The organism is Gemmatimonadaceae bacterium, from assembly GCA_020852815.1.
Taxonomy (GTDB): domain Bacteria; phylum Gemmatimonadota; class Gemmatimonadetes; order Gemmatimonadales; family Gemmatimonadaceae; genus SCN-70-22.
Map to the genome: position 1 here is coordinate 24,372 of JADZAN010000013.1, position 24,082 is coordinate 48,453.

20 protein-coding genes are annotated in these 24,082 nt (G+C 69.0%); 3 read left to right on the forward strand and 17 right to left on the reverse strand.

The features are described from left to right. Positions 1-464: 464 nt before the first annotated feature. Together IT359_07245 and IT359_07250 are read left to right on the forward strand one after the other, a co-directional pair. Positions 465-1,499 carry a hypothetical protein gene (locus IT359_07245; protein ID MCC6928770.1) on the forward strand — a complete coding sequence of 345 codons (1,035 nt, stop codon included), beginning with the start codon at positions 465-467 and terminating at the stop codon, positions 1,497-1,499. A gap of 137 nt (positions 1,500-1,636) precedes the next feature. Beyond that, positions 1,637-2,908, forward strand: a complete 1,272-nt coding sequence (locus IT359_07250) for a DUF4010 domain-containing protein (GenBank protein MCC6928771.1) — start codon at positions 1,637-1,639, stop codon at positions 2,906-2,908. A 139-nt stretch (positions 2,909-3,047) separates the two neighbouring features. Here the strand turns inward: IT359_07250 and IT359_07255 are convergent, their stop codons facing one another. The 5 genes from IT359_07255 to IT359_07275 all read right to left on the reverse strand — a co-directional run bounded on the left by IT359_07255 (position 3,048) and on the right by IT359_07275 (position 10,653). Beyond that, the gene (locus IT359_07255; GenBank protein ID MCC6928772.1) at positions 3,048-4,334 is read right to left on the reverse strand and encodes a universal stress protein; all 1,287 of its coding nucleotides are present in this window, start codon (positions 4,332-4,334) and stop codon (positions 3,048-3,050) included. Positions 4,335-4,585: 251 nt separating this feature from the next. After that, positions 4,586-6,088: an amino acid permease gene (locus tag IT359_07260; GenBank protein MCC6928773.1), complete on the reverse strand. Its 1,503-nt coding sequence runs from the start codon at positions 6,086-6,088 to the stop codon at positions 4,586-4,588. A gap of 178 nt (positions 6,089-6,266) precedes the next feature. After that, complete coding sequence (locus tag IT359_07265) at positions 6,267-6,998, reverse strand: response regulator transcription factor (GenBank protein MCC6928774.1); 732 nt, start codon at positions 6,996-6,998, stop codon at positions 6,267-6,269. After that, the gene (locus IT359_07270; GenBank protein ID MCC6928775.1) at positions 6,998-8,665 is read right to left on the reverse strand and encodes a HAMP domain-containing histidine kinase; all 1,668 of its coding nucleotides are present in this window, start codon (positions 8,663-8,665) and stop codon (positions 6,998-7,000) included. The genes IT359_07265 and IT359_07270 overlap by 1 nt, the downstream gene beginning before the upstream one ends. A gap of 149 nt (positions 8,666-8,814) precedes the next feature. After that, entirely contained in the window at positions 8,815-10,653 is a 1,839-nt protein-coding gene (locus IT359_07275; GenBank protein MCC6928776.1) for a heavy metal translocating P-type ATPase, read from the reverse strand. A gap of 108 nt (positions 10,654-10,761) precedes the next feature. Between IT359_07275 and IT359_07280 the strand changes: the two genes are divergently transcribed. Next, on the forward strand, positions 10,762-11,307 hold the full coding sequence (locus tag IT359_07280) for a hypothetical protein (protein MCC6928777.1): 546 nt from the start codon (positions 10,762-10,764) through the stop codon (positions 11,305-11,307). Between the two features lie 86 nt (positions 11,308-11,393). Here the strand turns inward: IT359_07280 and IT359_07285 are convergent, their stop codons facing one another. From IT359_07285 to ccsA, 12 genes are all read right to left on the reverse strand, one after another. Next, entirely contained in the window at positions 11,394-11,972 is a 579-nt protein-coding gene (locus tag IT359_07285) for a CBS domain-containing protein (GenBank protein ID MCC6928778.1), read from the reverse strand. A 189-nt stretch (positions 11,973-12,161) separates the two neighbouring features. Further along, positions 12,162-12,635: a hypothetical protein gene (locus tag IT359_07290; GenBank protein MCC6928779.1), complete on the reverse strand. Its 474-nt coding sequence runs from the start codon at positions 12,633-12,635 to the stop codon at positions 12,162-12,164. A 5-nt stretch (positions 12,636-12,640) separates the two neighbouring features. Next, complete coding sequence (locus IT359_07295; GenBank protein MCC6928780.1) at positions 12,641-14,155, reverse strand: hypothetical protein; 1,515 nt, start codon at positions 14,153-14,155, stop codon at positions 12,641-12,643. A 53-nt stretch (positions 14,156-14,208) separates the two neighbouring features. Next, positions 14,209-15,672 carry a hypothetical protein gene (locus tag IT359_07300; protein ID MCC6928781.1) on the reverse strand — a complete coding sequence of 488 codons (1,464 nt, stop codon included), beginning with the start codon at positions 15,670-15,672 and terminating at the stop codon, positions 14,209-14,211. Next, a complete protein-coding gene (locus IT359_07305) occupies positions 15,672-17,684 on the reverse strand; it encodes a hypothetical protein (GenBank protein MCC6928782.1) in 2,013 nt (670 codons plus the stop codon). Before IT359_07305 ends, IT359_07300 begins: the two co-directional genes overlap by 1 nt. A gap of 118 nt (positions 17,685-17,802) precedes the next feature. Then, positions 17,803-19,305 carry a hypothetical protein gene (locus tag IT359_07310; GenBank protein ID MCC6928783.1) on the reverse strand — a complete coding sequence of 501 codons (1,503 nt, stop codon included), beginning with the start codon at positions 19,303-19,305 and terminating at the stop codon, positions 17,803-17,805. A 297-nt stretch (positions 19,306-19,602) separates the two neighbouring features. Further along, on the reverse strand, positions 19,603-20,094 hold the full coding sequence (locus tag IT359_07315; GenBank protein MCC6928784.1) for a cytochrome c-type biogenesis protein CcmH: 492 nt from the start codon (positions 20,092-20,094) through the stop codon (positions 19,603-19,605). Beyond that, positions 20,094-20,738 carry a redoxin domain-containing protein gene (locus IT359_07320; GenBank protein MCC6928785.1) on the reverse strand — a complete coding sequence of 215 codons (645 nt, stop codon included), beginning with the start codon at positions 20,736-20,738 and terminating at the stop codon, positions 20,094-20,096. The genes IT359_07315 and IT359_07320 overlap by 1 nt, the downstream gene beginning before the upstream one ends. Next, entirely contained in the window at positions 20,738-22,792 is a 2,055-nt protein-coding gene (locus tag IT359_07325; protein MCC6928786.1) for a heme lyase CcmF/NrfE family subunit, read from the reverse strand. Before IT359_07325 ends, IT359_07320 begins: the two co-directional genes overlap by 1 nt. Then, the gene (ccmE, locus tag IT359_07330; GenBank protein ID MCC6928787.1) at positions 22,789-23,259 is read right to left on the reverse strand and encodes a cytochrome c maturation protein CcmE; all 471 of its coding nucleotides are present in this window, start codon (positions 23,257-23,259) and stop codon (positions 22,789-22,791) included. Before ccmE ends, IT359_07325 begins: the two co-directional genes overlap by 4 nt. After that, on the reverse strand, positions 23,256-23,405 hold the full coding sequence (locus IT359_07335; protein ID MCC6928788.1) for a CcmD family protein: 150 nt from the start codon (positions 23,403-23,405) through the stop codon (positions 23,256-23,258). The genes ccmE and IT359_07335 overlap by 4 nt, the downstream gene beginning before the upstream one ends. Next, positions 23,398-24,072, reverse strand: a complete 675-nt coding sequence (ccsA, locus tag IT359_07340) for a cytochrome c biogenesis protein CcsA (protein ID MCC6928789.1) — start codon at positions 24,070-24,072, stop codon at positions 23,398-23,400. Before ccsA ends, IT359_07335 begins: the two co-directional genes overlap by 8 nt. Positions 24,073-24,082: the final 10 nt, after the last annotated feature.

A 24,082-nucleotide genomic window follows, 5' to 3' on the forward strand; every position in this document is an offset into this window, starting at 1 on the left:
CGCACGGACGCTCGGAACGCTCCCCGGTTGAGTCGTGGCGGACGACAGTTGCGGTTCCGTAATCTCTCCCGGCGGCCGTGCCGCGCTTGCTCCTGCTCGGTCCCCCTGCCACGAGATGCGCGCACCCCGGCGCGTCACGGCAATCGACGCAGAAGACCACACCCGAAACAACACAACCGATGCTGCTGCCATCGGTTGGGCACCTGACATGCATCTCTGTTCGAGAGTATGGGGCATGTGAAAGTCAGGCTTTGTCGGGGGCTTGTCGGATAAACCCCGCTGTAACATCCCACATAATGTCAGGTTTTGCCCTACCTCGTCTACCGGGTCGGGGGTTTCACCGCCTCGGATCAGGGGGATTGGCCGTCACCGTTCGCCACCCCCTGACAGACCACCCCCCCCGTTGTACCGAAAATGTCTTCGCGAGCCTTGACGACCCTCACGCGCTCCCTCGGAGACGGACCATGATCGATGCGCCAACCCCTCATGCCGCCTCGGGTGAGGTGATCGCCTCTGGCGACCCGATTTCCGCGATCCTCCCCTTTGCCGGACGGCCGCTGACCGTCTGGCGGGATCTTCCGTGGTCGGTGGTGCGCGACGGCAAGGACCGCCTCCTCCTGCGCCTGGACCGCACGCGCGAGGAAGCACTCGGCGATCGCGCCAACCGGGAAGTCGTCATGGCGTGCGGCGCGGTCCTGGAGAACCTCAGGATCGCCGCCCACCACCATCGCGCGGAACTCGTCGTCGAACCGTGGCCCTACGGGCAGGAGCACTCCGTCGTCGCGCGTCTCTCGCTGGGCCAGGCACTCTCCCCGCGCCGCGAGGAAGAAGCGCTGTACTCCGTCCTCTCCAGCGCCCCGCAGGCAGCCGGCACCCGCATTGGCGGCGGTGTTTCCCCCGCCCTGATCGCGGTGCTGCGTCACGCCGCGCGCAGCGAAGGGGGGTGGCTGGACGTCGTGTCCGACGACGCGCGGCGTCAGATCGTCGGCGACCTCGAGTCGGAGGCCGCCGCCATTGCCGACGCCGAGCGTGGTGCGCGCCGCCTGCTCACCGCGCGCCTTGGCGCCAGCGGCGGCGGCAGCGTCGGCGGCGGGGCGCAGTTCGCGATGGGCGGCGGCGCATCGCTGGGTGAACTGCTGGGGGCGCTCGGTGCCAACGTGCAGCCGTCGAACGAGTGGAGTTCCGGGCGCGCCGCGGCGGCGCGCGGGAGCGCGCTCGAGGCCCCGGTGCTCGCCGTCCTTGGCGCGAGCGAAGACTCCCCCGATGCCTGGCTCAAGGCCGGCGCTGCGCTGCAGCGCGTCCTCCTGCACGCCAGTGTGCAGGGGCTCACCGCCGTCTTCCTCAACGAGCCGTTGCATCACCCGCTCCTGCGCGACGCGCTGCGCTCGGTGCTCTTTGCCGCCGGCGCGCCGCAGGCGATCCTGCGCTTCGACTTCGACGCCAACGGCGCCGTGGTCGACCTGCGCAGCCACCGGTTCGGGAGCGTGAGCGCCGCCTAGCGAGGGGCCCGGTTGTGCAGCGCGTGCGGTGGCGCGCAGTCGCATGCCCTTGCATGCCGCCGTATGCGGTGACGTGCGGCGCGCGACGCGATCGTGGCGCGATTGCCCCGCTTTCACCCCCCCGCTAGCGTGAGCGCATGACGAGCACGCTGGTGATCCGCCTCATCATCGCTGCCCTGGTGGGGCTGGCGGTGGGCATCGAGCGCGAGTGGTCCGGGCACGGCGCGGGCGGGGCCCATCCGCGATTCGCGGGGGTGCGCACCTTCTTCCTGATGGGGGCGCTCGGCGGAACGGCGGGGTGGCTCCTGACGGTGGGCTCGTCGGCAATGGCGGTGGCGCTCGTGGCGGGGGCGGCGCTCCTGGTGGGGCTCGCCTACTGGCAGGCGGCGCGCGCTGGCGGGCGCGAGGCCATCGACGGCACCACCGAGATGGCGGCACTCCTCGTGTTGGCGTTAGGCGTGCTGGCCGGGTGGGGGGAAGTTGGTGTGGCCGGCGGCGCGGGGGCGCTGCTCGTCCTTGCGCTCTCCGAGAAGGCGGCAATCCACGGCGCCGTGGCGCGCCTCGACTCCACCGAGTTCCGGGCCGCGGTCCAGTTCGCCGTGCTCGCCCTCATCGTCCTCCCGGTCCTCCCCAACCAATCGTACGGTCCGCTGGGCGGGATCAACCCGCGCGAGCTGTGGATCGTCGTCCTGATCTTCTCGGGGATCAACTTCGCCGGCTTCATCGCCCGCCGTGTGGTGGGCGCGTCGCGCGGCTACGGCGTCACCGGGGCGTTAGGCGGCCTGATCTCGTCGACCGCCGTCACGCTCCAGCTCTCCCGCCTGAGCAAGCTGCGCCCGGAGCTCAGCGCAGCGCTCGCCGTGGGCACCACCGCGGCCAGCACCATCCTCCTCCCGCGGGTGCTGGTCCTGTCGTTCGTACTCACGCCGTCGGTCGCGCTCGCCCTGGTGCCGTACCTTGCCCCCCCGTTTCTGGCGGGAGCGCTGGCCACCGGTGCCCTCCTCGTGCGCAGCGGCCGGGTCACCGGTGACGACAAGGGAGCGGAGGTCGAGCGCAACCCGCTGCGCCTCTGGTCGGCGATCCGGATGTCGGTCGCATTCCAGGCGGCGCTGATGGCGATCGAGTTCGTGCGCGGCTCCTTTGGCTCGCCCGGGGTCCTGCTTTCGGCGGCGCTCCTCGGACTCACCGACATGGATGCGCTCACGCTGTCGATGAACAAGATGGGGCGTGCCGACGGGATGGTCCCGCTGGCGGCGCAGGCCATCGCGGTGGGGGTGAGCGCCAACGCGGCGCTCAAGCTGGTGGTGGCGCTGGCGCTGGGCGGATCGCGCTTTCGTCCGCGAGCGGCGGCGGGGCTGCTGGTGCTGCTCATCGTCGGCGTCGCGACCATCGTGCTGCTCGCGCGTTAGGGCGTCAGGCGGCCGCCGTCGCACGCGCGTGACCCACAAACTGCCCACAAACTGCATGCGGCGCCGTCCGGAGAACCGGAACGGCGCCGCATGCACATGCCGGGTTTGGGTTGCCCCTCCCCCGGACCCGCGCGCCCCCTCAGCGAGCGAGCGTCAGGATGGTTTGTCCTGAGCCATGCGCAATTCGGAGAACCCAGTCACGTCCGGCGGCATCCTTGAGCAGGTCCAGGTGCTTGACGTCGCCGATGCCACGCGTGAGGTGCCGGGTGGAGTTCTCCATGTCACCCAGCATCAGTTCGATGCGGCGGTCGTGGTGATCGTACGCCGCACCGAGGAACGGATAGTCGTGCTGTTGCGCCTGCGCCCCGAATTCGGGGTCATCGACTTCGAGTGTCGTCACGCGCCCGGCGTTGCGGCGAGTGAAGGCCTCGAGACACGCCGCCCATTCGTGCTGGGGAATCTCGTCTGGATCCCCCTGTGGTAGCTGTCGGGAAACCGCCCCTGTTGGCGTAGGGACAGCGAACACCGAGCAGTGCGCACCGCGAATGAGGCCGGTGGCGGTGCTCCCGACCAGGATGCGGTCCACCAGCCCCGCGCCGCGACTCCCCGTCACGATGGTGTCGACGTGGGCGGACTTGGCAAAGTCGAGCAGTGCCTTGCTCGGCTTGCCGGTGAGCGTGATGGTCTCCACCGTCATGCCGCTGGGGATCTCGAGGCGCCCCCGCACGCGGGCAAACGCCGGTTCGACCCCTTCGCTGTAGTCCGACATCCAGGCCGCGTATGCCTCGGGTTGCAGCTCGAGGCGCGGGGCGACGTGCACCAGGTAGACCAGCGTCGCCGTGGGAAGCAGGCGAATGGCTGCCTGCGCCGCGACGATCGACGGTTCGCTGAAGTCGATCGCGATGGCCAGGCGCTGCGGGAGCGCGGTGAACTTGGGCGCTACCGCGAAGACCGGAACGCGCGACAGGCGCAACGCGTGCAGCGCCGTCTCGCCGCCAAACATGCGGTCGAGCAGGTCGTGATGCCCGATCCCCGCCACGATCATTCGAGCCCCGGCTTCGCGCGCCGTCCGCGCGATGAGCGCCGCCGGATCGCCATCCTTGACCTGCAGCGTCCACGTAGGGTGCGATCCGGCGAGTTCGGTGACCTGGTCGCTCACGCGTTGCCGCAGCGCGTTGCGACGCGCATCGTCGGTCTCGACCGGCGGGAGCAACAAGCCGTAGTCGGCCGCCACGAGGGGGAGCGGCTCGAGCACGGAGAGTACGATGACATTGGCGCCGGTACGCTCGACGAGCGCCGCAGTCAGCTTGAGCGCCGCGGCCGCCGACGCGGTACCGTCAGTAGCAACGACAATGGGCCCCAGCAGGTTGTGATCGCCCGTCACGACATCGACCCCAACCTGGGGCGTTGCAAGTGCGGTTGACATATGAGGGGACCTCCACCGCATCGCCGAGGGGGCCGCACCCTGCGGTCGCCGCTCGACTTACCTCGATAGTGCGAGTCGGCCGGGAAGGCGTCTGTCCTCCCTCAACCCACGCCCCGTGAGGGAGTCGGAGGGTTTGTGTCGGGTAAAGCCGCACGAAACAGTCCTCATTTGGCGCCCGGGGCGCCTCGCCGCCGACCTCGGCGGGAGAACTCGCGCCGGCGCTCGGGGGCAAGGCAAACCCGACGGGCCGCTCAGCCGTGCGGGGGCGGTGCGTCGCCCGTGCGGCCTGGGTCGGCGTACCGCGCCGGGGCGGCGCCGGCCATCGCCGCGCGCTGCCGTTGCGCCTGGCGGCGCCCGTAGGCCCAGTACACGACCATCCCCAGCGCCAGCCAGGTGAAGAGGCGGATCCAGGTGGCCCACGGGAGCGACACCATCTGAACGAAGCAGGCGAGGGCGCCGGCGATCGGGACCCACGGCATTCCCGGCGTCCGGAACGGGCGCGGGACTTCCGGCGCGCGGCGGCGCAGGACGAGGATCCCGATGCACGCGAGGACGAAGGCCAGCTGCGTCCCCATGCTCACCAGCTGCCCCAGCAGCTGCAACGGGAGGAGCCCGGCGGCAATGGCAATGGCGCCCCCCACCAGCGCCGTGCTCACGTGCGGCGTGCGGAACGTCGGGTGCACTCGCGAGAAGAGCGGCGGGAGGAGCCCGTCGCGGCTCATGGCGTAGAAGATCCGCGTCTGCCCGATGAGCTGGACCATCATGGTGCTGAAGAGCCCGAACAGGGCGCTCACCTTGATGAAGGGGCTGAGCCAGCGCATCCCGGTGGCGTCGATCCCCACCGCCAGCGGGTCGGCCACGTCGAGCCGGTCGAAGCGCACGATCCCCGTCAGCACGATGGCCACGGCGATGTAGAGGATGGTGCAGATGACGAGCGAGGCGAGGATCCCGATGGGCATGTCGCGTTGCGGCTGGCGGGCCTCCTGCGCCGCCGTGGACACGGCGTCGAAGCCGATGAAGGCGAAGAAGATCACCCCCGCCCCGCGCATCACCCCGCTCCAGCCAAACTCGCCGAACGTGCCGCTGTTGGGCGGGAGGAAGGGGGTGAGGTTGTCGCGCGAAACATAGGCCGCCCCCGCCGCGACAAACACGATGAGGACGGCAATCTTCACGATGACCAGCGCCGCGTTGGCGCTGGCGCTCTCCTTGATCCCCACCACGAGGAGCGCCGAGACGGCGAGGACGATGAGCGCCGCCGGCAGGTTGAAGACCCCGGTCGCGGTCGCACCTCCTGCCAGCGGGACCGCGGCGCCGAGTGGCGCGGTGAGCGCCGGCGAGAGGTGCCACCCCAGGTCGCGCATCAGCGAGACGAAGTAGCCGGACCACCCCACCGCGACCGTCGACGCGGAGAGGGCGTACTCGAGCATCAGGTCCCACCCGATGATCCACGCCATCACCTCGCCCACGGTGGCGTAGGCGTAGGTGTACGCACTCCCGGCCACCGGAATCATCGCCGCCAGCTCCGCGTAGCAGAGCCCCGCCAGCGCACAGGCCACGGCGGCGATGATCATGGAGAGGACGAGCGCCGGCCCCGCATGCCGCGCCGCCGCGGTCCCGGTGAGGACGAAGATGCCGGTGCCGATGATGGAGCCCACGCCTAACGCCGTCAGGTGCACCGGCCCCAGCGTCCGCCGCAGCACCCCCCGCCCCGCCTCCACGTGCAACTGCGCGATCGACTTGATGTAGCCCGCCATGTGCCCTCCATCCTGGGGAACGGCGCGCAGCCCAACCGCCACGCGCGCCCCCCAGAATGGAGCGAGCCCCCCCTGACAAGTGTCCGCCCCCCGTCCGCCCCCCGTCCGAGCCCTGTCTCGTTCCCAGCCCTCGCTGGGACAGGCCTCTCGTCCTCTCGTCTTCTCGTCTTCTCGTCTTCTAACGTTGCAGTCGATACCCCACCTTCAGCACCGTCAGAATGTGCCGCGGCGACGACGGATCGCGCTCCAGCTTTCGCCTCAGCTCCGCGATGTGCGTGTCGACGGTCCGGCTCATCACCGAGTCGTCGTACCCCCACACCTCGCGCAACAGGTCGAGGCGCGTGGCCAACTCGCCATTGCGCTCCAGCAGCGCACACAGGAGCTCGAACTCCTTGGGGCGCAGCGCCACCTCGCGTCCGTCGCGGCGCACGGTGCGCGTCGATGCATCGACTACCACGTCACCAAAGCGCTGCAGCGACGCGGTCGACGCGGCGGCCGCGGGCGACGCAGTGCCCGCTCCCGCCTCGCGCCCCTCGCGCCCTTCACGACGGGCGCGCCGCAGGAGCGCGTCGACGCGCGCCAGCAGCTCCATCAACCCGAACGGCTTGGTGACATAGTCGTCGGCGCCGAACCGGAAGCCGCGCACCTTGTCGGCCTCCTCGCCTAACGCCGTGAGGACCAGGACGGGGACGTCGTCGCCGCGCTCGCGCAGGTCGCGCAGCACTCGGTAGCCGTCGGCGTCGGGGAGCATGAGATCGAGCAGGATGAGGTCCGGACGCGCATCGCGCGCCTGCGCCAACCCCTCCTGCGCCGTCCCCGCCACCACCACGCGATACCCCTCGAACTCCAGGTTGCTGCGCAGCCCGGTTGCCAGGCGCTCGTTGTCTTCCACCACGAGAATGGTCGCCATCAGGCCACCCGTCCCGGGCGCGACGCTGGTGCACCGGCGGTCGCCTCGGCCGCCAGCGGCAGCGCCAGGCAGAAGGCGGCGCCCCCGCGCGGGCCCTCCTCGACCCAAACACGGGCGTGCATCGCGACGGCCAGCTCCTGCACCACGGCGAGCCCGAGCCCGCTCCCCCCGCGCCCACTGTCGCCCGCACTCGTCAGGCGCACGTAGGGGAGCCAGATGCGCGAGCGGTCGCTGGCCGGGATCCCGGCACCGGCGTCGTCCACGCGCACCACGCCCTCGTCGCCGGCGCGCCACACCGCCAGGTGCACGCCGCGCGACGGGACGCCGTACTTCACCGCGTTGTCCAGCAGGTTGAGCAGCACCTGGCGAATGGCTCCGACATCGCCGCGCACGCACGGCGCATCGCGCAGCTCCCACGTCAGCGCCCCCCCCGACGATTCGGCGAGCGGGACGAACGCCGTGGCCACCTCGCGCGCCACGGTCCCCAGGTCGACCGGCTCCAGCTGCAACGGCGCGGCGCCGCGCGACGAGCGCGAGAAGTGCAGGATGTTTTCCACCATGTGCATGAGACGGCGCGCCTCCTGCACGATGGTCTCGGCTGCCTGCCGCGCCTCGCGCGGGGTGCGCGCCCGCTCCAGCGACAGCGTCTCGCCAAACAGGAGGATCTGGGCCAGCGGCGTGCGCAGCTCGTGCGACACGCTCGAGGTGAAGTCGGCGCGCAGGCGCGCCAGCTCGTGCTCGCGCCGGATCTGCACCAGCGCCACCGCCCCCAGCGCCGCCGTGAGGGCGAGCAGTCCCACCAGCAACGGAACGTTGGACCGCTCCGGCGTCCCCACGGCGAGCCGCCCCGCCGCATCGCGTCGCAGCGACACATCGATCGTGAGCGCGGCATCGCTCCACTCGGCGCTCCCGCGATACACCGTCCCATCGTCACGCCCCAGCCGCAACACCTCCTGCGCGCCGCGGCGCACGCGCACCGCCAGCAGCGAATCGTTTGGCACGGGAAGCGGCGTCACGGCGGGAAGCAGTCGATGCTCGCGCATCACCGCGTCGGGGATGCGTCGCTCCACCGCCGAGGGACAGGCCGTGAGCGCGTAGACGGCGATTGGCGTCCCGAGCCGTGCAAAGCGCACCCCCATCACCACGGCGCTCCGCCTTCCGGCAATCGTCGCCATGTCCAACCGCCACGGCGCCTCCGGCACCGGGAGCGTGCGCCCCGCGCGCGCGAGCACCCCGAACAGCGCCGCCTGTACCTCGTCAGGCACTCCTTCCGGCCAGATGGCGCGTTCCCCGCTGCGCAGATCCAGGCGCGCCAAGGCGCGCGGTGGGGCGCTGTCGCCGGCCATGCACGGAAAGGCCCCCTCGGCACTGGCGGCGAGCGTGGAAAGCGCGAGCGGCGGCTCGTACGGCGAGGCGGCCGTTCCCACCACTACCATGCCTAACGCGCGGAGCACTTCGCCCTCCAGGCGCTGGCGGGCATCGCTCCGGAACTCCCACGCCGCCATGGCCGCGTACTCGCGCAGGGCGCGCTCGGCCGTCATGCGCTCGGCGCGCGCCGCCTGGTGCGCCTCGTACGCCAGGCGCGCCGACACCAGCACCGTCGCCATCAACAGGACGACGAGGAGGGTGACGCGCGTCGGGACGGCGCGGGACAGGCGAGACGGCATGCGCGGAGCTTATGTCGCGGGGGCGGTCGTGCCAACGATGGGGCGAAGCGCGTGCCCTACCATACGCGTTCCCCCGCCCCTGCGACGCGGTTCTGACACGGCTCTGACATGAACGGCGCTGACGTGCTCGGCGCAGACATCACGCGGCATCACTCCTCGTAGGCGACGCGGCTGGCGCGCAGCGCGTTGAGGATCACCGCCACGTCGATGGCCTCCTGCACGAGTGCACCAGCCACCGGGGGGAGGTAGCCGAGGGCCGCGACGACCATGCCGGCCGCGCTCAGTCCGAGGCCGACGCCAATGCTCTGCCTGGCGATCCGCAGCGTCCCCTGCGCAATGCGCATCGCCTCGCCCACGCGCGAGAGGTCGTCGATGAGGATCACGACGTCGGCCGCCTCGGCAGTGATCCCTCCCCCGTGACCGGCGAGGGCAATCCCGACGTCGGCGCGCGACAGCGCCGGGGCGTCGTTGGTGCCGTCGCCCACCATCATCACGTGTCCCACCTCGCGGGAGAGTGCGGCGACGCGATCCACCTTGTCGCCCGGCAGCAGGTCGCCGACCGCCTCGGAGATCCCGACCGTCGCGGCGACCGCTTCCGCATTTCGTCGGTTGTCACCCGACAGCAGCAACGTGCGGCGCACGCCGAGTGCCGGGAGCGCGCGCAGGAGCCCGCTGGCCGACGCGCGAATGCGGTCGTCGTAGTCGATGGCGCCGCGCAGCACGCCATCCACCGCAACGAAGGCCCGCAGCGATACGCCGTCGTCATCGAGCGGTGTGGCAGCGGCGGGATCGGCGCCGAGTTGTTGCAGGACGTACGCGCGGGCACCGACCACGACGGTGTGCCCTTCCACGTTGCCGGCGACGCCCTGCCCCGGCGCCTCGCGAATGTTCGCGGGGAGGGGGAGCACGCCCACCGCGTCGCGCGCCGCCTCGGTGGTGGAGCGTGCCAGCAGGTGGCCGGCGCGCTGCTCCACCGCGCCCGCCAGCCGCAACAGCTCGCGCTGGGGGATGCCGTCGAGCGTCAGCACGCGACTCACGCGCGGACGCCCCTCGGTGATCGTCCCCGTCTTGTCGAAGATGGCGACCTGCGCATCGGACAGCCGCTCCAGCGCGCTCCCGCTGCGGACAATGATGTGTCGCGTCGCCGCGCGATTGATCCCGCCGATGATCGCCACGGGGGTGGCGAGGATGAGCGGACACGGCGTGGCCACGACCAGCACAGCGAGTGCCCGCGTGGCATCGCCGCTCAACCACCAGGCCAGCGCGCAGACCAGGAGCGTGACCGGGGTGAACCAGCCGGCGTAGCGGTCCGCGAGTCGCTGCAACGGAGATTTGGAGGACTCGGCTGACTTGACCAACTCGACAATGCGGGCATACTGGCTCTCGCCGGAGCGCGCCGTGGCTCGCATCACGAGAGCCCCGCTCCCGTTCAGCATCCCGCTCAGCACAGCGGCACCGGGCGCCACCCGACGCGGAACGGGTTCACCGGTGAGTCGCGAGGTATCGAGCTCCGAATGTCCCTCCACCACCTCGCCGTCGCACGGCACCACCTCGCCCGGCCTCACCACCAGTCGATCGTCCACCGCGATCGACTCCACCGGGATGTCGTGCTCATGACCTTCGGTGAGGAGGTGCGCCGTGCGCGGCGCGGCGTCTTCCAGCGCACGCACCGCGGCCGACGCTCGCCCCTCGGCGTATCGCTCCAGCGCCTCGCCGCCCGTCTGCATGAGGACCACGACGAGCCCGGCGAGCGGTTGCTGCAACGCCAACGATGCGCCGATGGCCAGCGCGGCAATGACGTCGGTGGCGAAGTTTCCCTTCGACACGGCAACCAGCGTGCGGACCAGCACCGGTGCTCCGGTGATGCCGAGCGCGAGGAGCCACGTGAAGCGCGCGATCTCGTCGCCACCCTTCCAGTGGGCAACGCCGCCGAATAGCATCCCCGCCAGCGCGCCAACGGGGAGGATCGCCGCGCGCCACATTGCCACGCGCGATGTCTCGTCCCGCCTCATTGCCCGACAGCTCGCGAGGGAAGCACCCGATGCGTGACGCCTGCGCGCGTTGACATGCTGTCGGTGTTCCGTTCAGGAGGACCCATGCAACCCATGCTTCGCACGCACACCGGAAGGGGAGGCTTCGCGATCGCCGCGGTGTTCGGTGTCGCGACGCTGCTCACCGCCTGCACCGCCACACCCTCCCCCGTCCATGTGGTCGGGACGCGCTCGGAGGTGGCCGTGATCGCCGGCGAATGGGAGGGAGAATACCACAGCGTCGAGACCGGGCGCAGCGGCAACATCTCGTTTTCGCTCAAGGCGGGGACCGACACAGCATTCGGCGACGTCGTGATGGTCCCGCGCGCCGTTGTCCCTTCGACGAGCGATCCGCGCAGCGCGGTCCCGGGAATCCCCACGGCACCACAGGTCCTCCCCATCTCGTTCGTGCGCGTGGCCACCAGTACGATCTCGGGGACGCTGGACCCGTACAAGTCGCCCGACTGCGGGTGCACGCTCCGCACGGTCTTTCGCGGCACGATCAGCGGCGACCGCATCGACGGGACGTTCACCACCGACCACAGCGATCAGTCAGCGCCACAGCAGAAGGGGAGCTGGTGGGTGAAGCGGAAAGTCGTCGCAAAGCCTTAGTCACGCAGGCGCTCATCGAGCGATACACGAACGGGCGACCGCAACAGGTCGCCCGTTCTCGTGCCGTGTCGCATTGCGACGACGCGCTACTTCTCGAAGACGTACTGCCGCACCGTGAGGCGCCGCTCGGCAACTGCGCGCAGGATGTCGGTCGTGGTGAGGATTCCCACCAGTGCCCCGTCCTCCGTCACGAGCGCGCGCTGCGCGCCCGACGCGAGCATGCGTTGCGCCGCGTTGGAGACTTCCATCGCACTTTCGACGGTACACACCGTGCGCGACATGGCCTCGGCCACGGAATGGTCGGCCAACAGATCCCACGCGGGTCCCTTCGACGAGGCAAAGCGCTCGGCAACGTCCGGGCCTTCCGACGGCCACCAATCGGTGAAGTAGGACGAGGACAGCGTCTCGCCCTCCTGCCACTCTTCGAGTTCTTCCTCGTCCGCCTCATCGTCGGGCTCCACATCGAGCTCCTGGTCGGGTGGCGGCGTGACCGACTCAAACTCGATGATGTCGGTGGCCGAGAGGACGCCGACGACCTTGCCACCGTCGAGGACCGGCGCACCACCGATTCGGCAGGAGACGAGGACCTCCACGGCATCGCGCAGCGTCTGGTCTGCGCTGAAGGAGACGACGCTGGGCGTCATGATCTCGCGTACCCTGAGCATGGGACCTCCTGCCGGACGGCGGTGAAGCGTACGGAACGTCGTATCCCTATGTTCGGCGAGCCCACACCGACCGTCAGTCAGACTTTCACCCCGCGACCGTCGGGCGTTCTGCATGATGCGACGGCGTGCGCACGCGCTCATGAAAGACGAACCGGCGCGTCCCGCTCACGGACGCGCCGGCTCGCGCACTCACGACTTCCTGGTTGGGGCCACCGTGCCGCCGTGTGGCGAGTATGGCGATGGCTCGCCGGCTGGTGGCGCTCCCGCCGGGTTGGGCATTCCTGGCGTACCGCCCGGGTGCGCGTCCATTTGTGGCGCACGCTTCTTGACCTCGGCGAGTGCGCTGTCGGCGAGCCCCTTGTCAGAGGTCGCCTGTCCCACCATGTACGCGCCGAACCACGGCGCCGCATGCGTCGGATCGGACTCCGTCGCCTTCCTGTAGTACGCCAGCGCCCCCTTGAAGTCCTTCACGCGGAAGGCGGTGTTGCCCGAGTCGACGTAGGCCTGTCCTGCTGCGGTCAGCTTGGGACCGGCGCTGGCCGGCTGGTCGATTGGCACGTGACCCGGCGGGAGCGAGTCACTCGCCGCCATGCCCTGCTTGGCATCGTTTGGCTTGGAGCAGGCGCACACGAGAAGCGCGCCGCCCACCATCCATCGCATCATATGTCTCACGAACGTCCCCTTGTTGGTTCGGTCAGGTGGCAGCGGAGGCACATCGTGGAGGCCTGCTTCCCGAGGCGAGACGCATCGAAGTCAGCCCCGTGTGGATTCACGCCCCACCCTCGCTGTGAATGGCAACGCAGGCAGTCGCGCTGCGCGTGACAGGTGATACACCCCTCGATCCCCCGTCGCGCCGCCTGCCCGTGCTGCAGGAGCCATAGCGGCTGCCTGTTGTGGTAATTTGACGCGTGCTGGCCCGCCCGCGCGAGCCCCTGCTTCTGATGGCAGCCGCGACAGAACACTTCCGCGTTGTGACAACCGGCGCACTCGATGTCGCGCCCGTAGGCGTCGCGTGCGTGGCGCGCCACGAAGTTCACGCCGTGGAAGTTGCGACGCGACTCCCCGGCGTGGCAGTCCGAGCAGAAGCGCTGGGCATGGCACCCCTCGCAGGTGAATCGCCCGCTTCCGGCCGCGCTCGCATGCTTCTTGTCAAAGCCTAGCGGGTGCGGGCGGACTACGGTCCGGGTGGGGTCGGCGTGCGGCAGCGCCACCCGCATCCCCGACGTGGGATCGGAGCCCGTGGGCGCCTCCGGCCTCACGACGCGGCGCGGAATCACCAGCTGCACGCCGGGGAGCGAGGTGAGGCCGTCGGGGAGCCGCCGGATCACCGACATCCCGATCGTCCCGGTGTGGCAGACAGTACAGCTGGGCTGCGCATGACAGGCGCCGCAGCGCCGCGTGTTGGACGACGCCGTGCGTCCGTGCGACGAACTCCACGAGTCGGCGCGGTGATCGTCGGGGGTGAGATATGTCGCCCCCTTGCCGCGCAGCATGGCGGCAACGCGTGCATCGGGAAGGAGCGACGTGATGGCCTTCACGTCGGCCGCGTTCACGTGGCAGCGCGCACACGACTCGCGCGTGTGACAAATCGCGCACATCGAGACGTCGGTGTCCTTGTCGGGATTGTGCTTCAACAAGTAGCGGTCGACGTTGTGCGACGGCGGCTTGGGAAGTGACGAGAGATGCGCAGCGGTGAGCGTCTTCGACGCCGCGGCCGCCAGGTGGCACTTCGCGCAGCGGCTGTCAGCGGACAGGTGCCCGGTGGCTATCGTCGCGTGACACGACTGGCAGATTTCCGGCGGCGCGCGACGGACGTCCATCCAGTCGGCCCCCGGCGCCACCGCGTGACACGTCTGGCAGTAGCGTCCCGGCGCATCCACGCGCGTGGCGTGGTCCTTGTGCACGAAGCGCAGGAAGTCGTGACGCGTCGGCGCGCCGACGTACGGGACGCGCGGCTTGATGATCCCGTCGTGGCACTCCGCGCACAGCGACGGCGGCGGCATCACCGCCAGCGTGTCACCCGTCGTTGCCCCGGCGTGGCACCCCGTGCATGTCGGGAAGAGGCGCCCGTGCCGCTTGTGCGGGAACGCTTCGACCGTCGGCCGTCCATAGACCTGCGCCGGCGCCGGGACGGTGACGACGGCCAGCAGCACGACTCCCAACACGAGCGATGCAGCTGCCATTCGCGAGCGCCGCGAAGTCAGGCCGCGCCGGAGAGTGACAAAGAAGCGGCGCATCATCGGCCGGCTCCGCGCGCAAGCCCCGGATCGCCGCCCAGCGCCCACTCCAGCCGCACCGACGCGCGACGCTGGCTCCAGTCGGTGCCCGGCGCATCGCTCGACAGGCGATGGTGGAAGACGGTCCCATCCGCCACCAGTCGCACGTCCTCCGACACACGCACGCTCCCATCGAGCGTCACGCCGAGCACGCGCCCGGTTCCCACGCGAAACTCGTAGATGGTCTGGAAGTCGGTGGCGCTCGCGCCTAACGCCCATCGCGGCGTCGGCGTCCATCGCGCCCCCACCGATGCGTCGGTGCGCGAGGCGCCGAACCCCAGGTCGGCGGAGTAGCTCACCGTCGCGGCGAAGCGCTGGCTCGGCAGCCAGCTCGCGTCGACTCCCGTGCGCCATCCGTCGGAGCGCAGCGGGAGGTAGTCGACACCGGTGTGATCCTCGGCGTAGACCCGATACGCGCCATGCCCGCTCACCTGCCACATGTCGCTCGGCGCGCGCCACGCGACCTCCGCGCGCCCCTCGTCGAAGCCGACCGGGGCAAAGGCCCCCCAGATGGTCCACGTCTCGAAGAATGGGCGTCGGCGACGCGCCTCGACCGTCCCCTCCAGGTGCAACGGGAGGAGCCGGGCGGCGCGCACGCGCGCCACGTTCAGCGCGCGCCCCGTGACGTCATACGCCAGCGAGGCATCGATCGTCGTGTTGCGAATGCTCATCGAGGCATCGAGGCCCGCGCGTTCCGACAGGAGGGCCGAACGATCGCGGTACACGATGCGCTGATAGACGGCCGACACCGAGCTGAGGTCGCTGGGACGCGTGCGCACGCGCACACCCACGAGGATCCCATCGTCCTCGGGAGGAATGTCGTCGACTGCACCAATCAGTTTGGTGGTGTATGAGTCGTTGAGCCCCTGTACCAGCGCGCGCCCGCCGTACACCTCCAGCGACTGCACGCCGCGCCGCAGCAGCAACGATCCGCCATCGAAGTTGTAGGTCCCCAGCCCGCTGTAGGCCCACACCCGCCCCAGCCTCGCCCTTCCGCTGGGGCGATCGATCTCCACGTACGCATCGAGCGCATCGAAACGGTCGCCCATGCGAGGCCACAGGTCGGCGCCGCCCAGCGAGCTGCGCGCGCGAACATGGGCGTGGGCGCTGATCCCGCGCCCCAGCCCCCACGCGGCAAAGGTGAGGTCCTGCAACAGCGGCGTGGTGCGCTCGCGAATACCGGATGTGTTGTAATAGCAGAAGCTCGCGTCGACGGGACACTGCACCAGCTTGCCGTCCGCGGTGGTTCGCGTCGTTCCCTCTCCGGGGACATCCGACGCCGGCAGGGAGTCCTCGCGCCAGGGGCGCAGGTCGATCGACTGCACCCACGTGGCTCCCGTGATGCGGACGCCTTGCGCCGCCACTTCGCCAAAAGGCCCGCTGAGCGCCACGACCGCCACGAGGCATCGCGTCCAGGAGCGCACTATTTCACCTCCTCCACGATCTTCACCTCGTTCCAGCTCACGCGATGACACTGCACGCAGTCCTTCTGCGCAAAGTGCGAGAGCTGGTCGCGGTGACACGTGAGGCAGATGGACCTGGTCGGTGGAAAGGCCGCCGCTGACGCATCCTTGTGGCATCGGGCGCAGCCATCATGCGTCACGCGCTCGTGCGCCACACGCGGCGACGGATGGCAGGCAATGCAGTTGCGCTCGACGTCATGATGGTCGCGATGGCACGACGTGCACTGCTTCACCAGCGTCTTGCTCACGCCTTCGGCGTGACACGTGGCGCACGCCTGCTTCTGGTGCCGCTCGTGCTCGAAGCCCAGCGTGCGCGTGCTGTCGATCTTGCGCACCGAGACGTGGATCGTGACGCGCGCCGCACGACTCGTGGCGAGTTCCCGCGGTTCGTGGCACCTGGTGCACTGGTCGGCGCGCTCCTTCGCATGATGGCACCCCTGGCACGACGCCTTGTCGCGCACCGTGAGCGTGGCGTGCCCGGTCTGCATGTCGTGGCACGCCGAACAGGAGAGCGTCTTGTGCCGCGAGTGGGGAAAAGTGGAGTCCGCGGCTGTGCCCTGCCCGGGGCGCGGGAGCTGTTGCGCCTGGAGCGTGGTTTTCTCCTGGTCCATCGCCGGCGGCGCAACGAACGGCGCATCCTCGCCGCGCGTCACGTCGCTCCACCCATCGGAATCGTACGCTCCATCATCCGCGGGCGAGGGCCCGCCCCGGCGGCGCACCGTCGCGCTGGCGCCGCTGCCGCGAACTGGCGCCTCGGCGTTCGTCACCTTTCGCAACAAACCGCGGCGTGCCGGCCGATCCTCGAAGATGGTGGAGTGGCAGCTCAGGCACTCCTTCCCCTTCACCTTCCAGGTGTGCGACTTGTGGCACTGGGTGCAGTCGTCGATCGCGTGGTCGCCAAGGCCGCGGTGGAAGACCGTCAACGTGTCGGCGCTCGCGTGGCACTGGGCCGTCGCGCACGACTTGATGGCGCCGTCGGCCCGGTCCTGCTTGTGCGCGTTGTGGCAGATGCCGCACTGCGCCTTGTGCGGGTCCTTGTCGAGCCCAGCCTTCTCCAGCTTCTCCCGCATCTCGTGGCAGTAGAAGCATTGCGGCTTGAGCGGGACGAGCCCTACCCGCGCCGAGTCGACCGATGCGGTGTCGACCATCGGGCGCGAGAACTCATGGCACGTCGCACAGTGCAGCGACGTCTGGTCGGCCATCTTTCCGAGCTTGACCTTGATCTGGTCGTGGCACCCCGACTGCTTGCACGAGGCGTCGGTCGGGGCAAAGCGATGCACCTCGCGGGCATGGCAGTTCACGCACATCAAGTCCTTGAGCGAGGCCGAGTCGGACTTCATGTGCGCCTGGTGCCCCGCCGTCTGGCTGATGAACTGCCAGACGCTGTCGCGCTTTTGCGTGATGTGGCACTCGGCGCAGATCCGGTTGGGGACCTTGGCATGCGCCTCGATCTTCTCCGGGCGATCCATCACCCAGAAGTACAGCTCCTTGGTGCTGGCGAAGATCGACTGCTGGTGGCAGGAGTGGCACTGCAGCTTGGAATGCTCCGACTTCTGGAAGCGCCCGAACGCCGACGACATGACGTGGCAGCTCGAGCAGAAGTCGTTCTCGTGCATCATGTAGTGGTACGTCCAGCCGCCGCCGAGGCCAGCGGCCAGGAGCGTTGTCCCGACGCCGGCGCCTAACGCCAGCTTGTAGCCGCGCGTGCGCGAGGCCAGCCAGGCACCAAGGGCGGCGCGACGCTTCCAGGCGAGCCAGACGACGATGAGTCCGAGGACGGTGCCGAGGACGACGCCCCCGATCTGGATCCACTGCGGGACCCCGGAGAAGAGGAAGCGAAAGACGGTGGCCACGCCACCAGGCAACGGCGACTGGTCCATGCGAACCGAGTCGGGCACAGCGCCGTGCATGGCCTCCAGTGATGCCACGCGTCGCGCCATGTCGTACGACACCGTCGGGGCAATCGCGGTCATGCGAGGGGGAGTGCACGCGGGACGGCCCGCGTGCGCAGGGGGATCTTGCACGAAGCGGGTGAACGCATGCCTGCCGTTCACCCGCTTCGCTCAATGGGAGTCCGTCATCCCATCACATCTAGTTGTTGCCGCGACGTCCGAGGATCTGCTGGTCGAACGGTGCCAGCATCGGGAGGGCGATCGGCGGCGTGATGCCGTAGTCCTTCGCCATCTGCGCGATGCTCGCCTTCAGCAGCGCCTTGGCCAGGAACGGATTGTGGACTTCCGACCCTGGGTGCAGCGCGAGGTTGCGATTGAACGTCGCCCCGCGCCACGTCGAAGCCTTGCCAGCCACCTTGTCGCCCGCCGGGACCTTGGCGTCGTTCAGCATCGGAAGGAGCGCATTCGCGAGCAGGAGAATGTCGCCCTCAGCCGTGGTCATGATCGCACGAGCCGAGCCCTCGGTGCTGTGACAGCCCGAGCCGAGACACGACTTGAAGGAACGCGACGTGGTCGCGCACGTCTGGCTCGCCGTGGGGGCGCCATTGGCGTCCACGCACGGGATGGCGGCGAAGCGGTGACCGGTCACGGTCTGCACGAACTTGCCCGTCGCCTTGTCGGTCACGTCGTACTTGTTGAGGTGGCAGGTCGCGCAGAGCTTCGGGTTCTTCGCGCTGCCATGCGTCGCCACGAGCGACGTGTCGACCGTCACTCCCGGCGGCCACCAGCCCGCCTCACCCATGAGCATCGGCCCTTGCGGCGAGTGCGGCGAATTCTGGCTCCCCGCGAAGTCGGGGTTGGCGCGGCGATAGTGGCACTTCATGCACAGGTTGTTCTCCACGTCACGCGAATCCATCGGGAAGCGCAACTGCTTCGCGTTGGACCCACCGTGCGGGTCGTGACAGACGACGCACGTCACGCCAAGCGCGGTTGCGGAAGTCGTGCCCTGTGACTTCTCGACGAAGTTCGTGTTCACGCCCCACGCCTCGAGCACGCGCTGCCCGATGTGGCACCCCTGGCACGCCGCGCGCGGGCCACCCGGGACTTCAGGGGCCGTGGCGGTTGTGCCGTTGTAGGCTCGCGTGTACGACGTGGCGTGACGCGTGCGGCGCCACTCTTCCACGAACGGATGGTGCGTTCCCGCGTGACACTCGGAGCAGCCGTTGGTCTGCGTTGCACCGGTGTCGGCCTTGGCCGAGGCCAGCATCTGCCCGCGCGCCGGCTTCTGCACGTGCGCCAACCCCGAGGAGTGGCAGCTCTCGCACTGCACGTCGTGATAGCGCGCGTCCTTCGTGGTGCGCCACCCGGCCAGCGTATCGGTGACCGTGTTGCCCAGGTTGTTCACCGTGTGGCACGGCTGGCAATAGCCCTGCATCGAGCCGCTCTTGTCGAGCGTGTTCCATGCGCCCGCATGCTTCGTCGTCTGCCACTTGGCCTGCTGCGACACGTGGCAGCTCCCACACACGGTCGCCTTCGTTGCTTCATCCGTATAGCCAAGGAAACTCGCGGCCGCCGTCGGAGGCGCCGCGTAGTTAGGGCCGTCCCGGTAGACGATCTTCTCGTCCACACAGCCGTTCACGCTGATGAGCATCAGTGCCCCGATGCCCACGGCGGCCAAGTGAATCCCACTGCGCCTAGTCATTGACCCGACCTCCTGCTGATATGGATCACACACACCAACAACAATTCGACTGCCAAGCGATCCTCACCTGATGAATCGTTCATTCGGCCGTAATTCTACGTAGGTGCTTTCTCTACGCCACGGGGGAAACCCCTGACATCGTGGTAATCTTCACGCACGCGCGCACGACAGTTTTTCCTAACGAGCCTCGACCACACCACACCTCCGCAACGACAACGGGCCGCCCCTGTGGGACGGCCCTGCGGGTTTCGCCTAACGCTTGTCAGGTAACTTCGGTACGGACGCGTCGGGCTTCGCTCACTCCGGCGACGATTCGTCCCCGGATTTGGCCGCATTGGTCCACTTCGTCACGGCACGCCAGATCACCAACCCACCGGCCGCGACCATGACCACCGGGAGCAGGTACGCCACCAGGTTGAAGCCGCTGGCCTTGGGCTCGAGCAGGATCCACTCGCCATACTTGGCCACGAAATACGCCTTTACTTCGTCCGGCGACTTGCCCGATGCCAGTTGGTCGCGCACGACCCCCTTCATCTCCTGCGCCAGCTCGGACGGGGAATCCTGTATACTGTTCCCCTGGCATACCGGGCAGCGCAGCTCCGACGCAACCTGTCGCGTCTTCTCCTCCAGCACCGGATCGTTGGAGACCGGCGCGCTCCGCTCGCCCACGATCCCCGAGTCGGCGAGGGCGGCCCCTGCCGTGGTCTGCTGCGCGGCAATCGGGCGCACCGCACCGGAGAAGAGCGCACCGCCCCACGCGGCGGCGACAAACCAGAGTCGAGCGCGCATCACTGCCCCGTCGTGGGTACGGTGACCTTGCGCGCCGAGTCGCCGGGCCCGCCCTCGAGCGACGGATTGCCCCCGCCCCCGGCTGGCGCCGGCTGCGCCAACAGCGAATCGAGCTTGGACGCCAGCACCGTGGCCGTCACCGGCCCCACGTGCTTGTACGCCACGCGCCCGTCGCGCCCAATGAAGAACGTCTCGGGAACGCCGTACAGCCCGTAGTCGATCGCCACGCGCGTGCGCGGGTCCTGCAGCGACGGATAGCTCTGCCCTCCCATCTCGGCGATCCAGCGCGTTCCGTTCTGCGGCTGGTCGTTGTAGAGCACTCCGTAGAACTTCACGCCGCGTCGCGCATACACCTCCGCCACCTGCGACAGCGTCTCGTGCTCGTCGCGGCACGCCAGGCACCACGAGGCCCAGAAGTTGAGCACCACCACTTCACCCTTGTGATCGGCGAGGCGAATGGTGTCGCCCGTGGCCCGGTGCTGCTCGCCCGTCCCCTCGGCAAAGACCGCCATCGTGAACAGCGGCGCCTCGCGCCCGGGCAGCGGCGACGGAATATCCTTGGGGTCGCGGGTCATCCCGAACCCCAGCAAGCCGATGATCGGAACGGCGACAGCCGCCGCTATCCCCGCGCGCTTCCAGTTCATCAGTCCGCTCCCTCCAGCGACTCGCTGGCCATGATCGCTCCACCACCGGCAACGGGCGACGGCGCCACGCGCACGTCGGCCGCAGTGGCGCCTAACCATGCCGTCGAACGCCGGCGCGTGGGGAACATCGAGATGATCGCGCCAAGGCAGAGGATCCCGCCGCCAACCCAGATCCAGGGGACGAGCGGCTCCACGATCACCTTGAGCGTGGCGTCCGAGCCATCCTGCTTGAAGGCCATCAGGTTGAGATAGATGTCACCCCATGGACGACTGCGCACGTCGGGCGTGGGAATGGGCTGCTGCGACGTGGGATAGAAGTTCATCGCCGGGTCGAGTCGCCCGATCTCCTTGCCATCCTTGAGAATCGCGACCGACGCGGCAATGCGCGAACGCTGCGGCTCCTCTCGCGCATAGACGTCGAGCAGCTTCACCTCGAACGCCCCCGCCGGCATTGACGCGCCCTTCTTGACCGTGGCCTCGTACTCCGCGCGGAAGGTGGCCGACGCCGCGATGGCCAGCGCCACCGCGATCACGCCGAAGTGCGCCACATAGCCGCCGTAGCGACGCCGGTTGGCGCCAACCAGCCTGCCTAACGCGGTGAGCGCGTCCTCGTTGCGCAGGCGCATGCGCGCCGTGATGCCGGTCACGTACTCGCGGATGTTCGCCACCAGCGCAAACGCGGCGAAGGCGAAGCTCAGCACCGCGTACGGATGGCGCGCCCCCGCACCGATCGCGGCAATGGCACCGACCACGGCGCCCACCACCGGCGGGAGGAGTTGCCGGCGCACGACTTCCTTCGAGGCGCGGCGCCACGGCAGAGCCGGCCCTACCCCCATGAGGAAGAGGAGCGACGCGCACAGCGGGAGCGTCATCTTGTTGAAGAACGGCTCCCCTACGCTGACCTTCACCCCGCGCAGCGCCTCGGCCACGATCGGGAAGAGCGTCCCCACCAGCACCGTGAAGGTGAAGGCGGTGAGCATGAGGTTGTTGAGGAGGAAGATCGTCTCGCGCGCGGCGACGCCATCCAGGCGCCCCTCGCTCGCCAGCGCCTCGGAGTTCCCGGCCACCAGCGCAAACGAGACCAGGAGCGTGAGCGCGATGGCCACCAGGAAGTACATCCCGATGGGTCCTTCTCCAAACGCGTGCACCGACGACAGGACGCCGGAACGGGTGAGGAAGGTTCCGAGGATGGTGAGGGCGAACGTCGCGACGATGAGGTTCAGGTTCCAGAGCTTCAGCATCCCGCGTCGCTCCTGCACCATCACCGAATGCAGGAAGGCCGTCGCCGTGAGCCACGGCATGAACGACGCGTTCTCAACCGGGTCCCACGCCCAGTAACCTCCCCATCCCAGCACCTCATACGACCACCACATCCCGGCAATGATCGCCGCGGTGAGGAAGGCCCACGCCCCCAGCGTCCAGCGGCGCGACAGGCGAATCCAGTCGTCGCTCGCCACCTCGCCGGCGGCCATGGCGCCCACGGCGAAGGCAAACGGGACGGTCATCCCCACGTAGCCGAGGTACAGCAGCGGGGGGTGGACCCCCATGAGGATATGGTTCTGCAGCAGCGGGTTAGGCCCGGGCCCATCGGCTGGCGTCGGCGATACCAGCGTGAACGGATCGGCCGGCCCCACCAGGAGGATGAGGAAGAAGACGCTGACCGCCAGCATCGTCATCGTCGTGTAAGGAATCAGCGCCCCTTCGCGCTCGCGATTCCAGAAGACGACGAGCGCCGACAGCAGCGTGAGGACCCAGGCCCAGAAGAGGATCGAGCCCTCCAGCGCCCCCCACAGCGAGATGATCGTGTAGAAGAGCGGCGTCGCGCGGCTCCCCACCTGCGCCACGTACCCGACGCTGAAGTCGTGCGTGATGAGCGCGTAGATCATCGCGAAGGTTGCCACCGTCACCAGGGCAAACACCGCGTAGGTCGCCGTGTACATCGCGCGCACCAGGTCGTCGCGCGTGCGGCGAACGGCGATCGGGGCCAGCACCATTCCGACAGCCGCAACGAAAAGCGCGACCAGGAGGGCGCTGTGCCCGAGCAGGCGGGTCATGACTTCGCGTCCTGCTTGAGCGTCTCGAACATCGCCTTGTACATCTCCTGCGGCGTCTGCCCGGGTTTGGGCGCGCGATACTCCTCGGAATGCTTGATCATCAGGTTGGTCGACTCGAAGACACCGTTCTTGAATCGCCCCTCGCACACCACGCCCATGTTGTCACGGAACATCTGCGGCGGCGCGCCCTTGGAGTGCACGTCGACCACCTTCACGCCATCCATGACCTGGAAGCGCAGCTCGAGCTTGTCGGCATCCCACTTGACCGACCCCGGTGCCACCATCCCCCCCAAACGAACCGGAACATCCTCCGCCTTGGCTCCCTTGGCCAGCAGCTCCTGCGGCGTGAGGAAGTAGACGACGTTCTTGTCGAGGCCACCGTACATCAGGTAACCGAACGCTCCCAGGACGATGACCGCTGCGACCAGCAAGGTGGCGCGCTTCCGTCCCTCGACGTTGCCGCTCATGACTGCCCTCCGGAAAGGTCCTCAGCTGCGTTCTTCAAGCGACGCTCCGCCTCCACGCGCGCGAAGTACAGGCGCGCCGCGTAGCCGAGCAGCGCCAGCCACGTGACGGCGTAGGCGCCGATGATGAACGGACGATTGTCAGGCATTGATCCCTCCGCGCCCGCTCAGCACGAGCTGCTCATGCAACTGGTCCGCAACGCGCTCCATCTTCGCGGTCTCGTAGCGGTGCCGGATGAACCAGATGAGGATGATGACCAGGGCGATCGCATTCACGCGAAGCCCCAGCGTATAGTTGGGGTCGAGCGTGCCCGGATTCGATTGCGGCTGGTGCAGCGTGCGCCACCAGCGCACCGACATGTACACGATGGGGACGTTGAGCGCCCCCAGGAGACCGACCGTCGCACTCCACTGGGCGCGGCGGTCCGGGTCGTCCACGAAGGCGCGCAGGACCAGGTAGCCGACATAAATGAAAAAGAGCACCGCCGACGACGTCAGGCGCGCATCCCACGTCCACCAGATCCCCCACGTGGGCTTGGCCCAGATCATCCCGAGCACCAGGAGCAGCCCGGTCATCAGCGCGCCGGCCTCCGCCGCCGCCGCGGCCAGGAGGTCGTCGCTCTCCTTTCCCTTCCACAGGTAGCGGAGCGATGCAATGGCGACAATGAAGTAGGCAATCATCATGCTCCACGCCGCCGGCACGTGGACATACATGATCTTCTGCAGGTGTCCCATGTCGCGGTCCGGGACCGAAATCGAAATCGCCCAGGCCTGCATCGCGGCCAGGAGCGCGAACGCGCCGACCCCGAGCCACATGCCGTGCGAT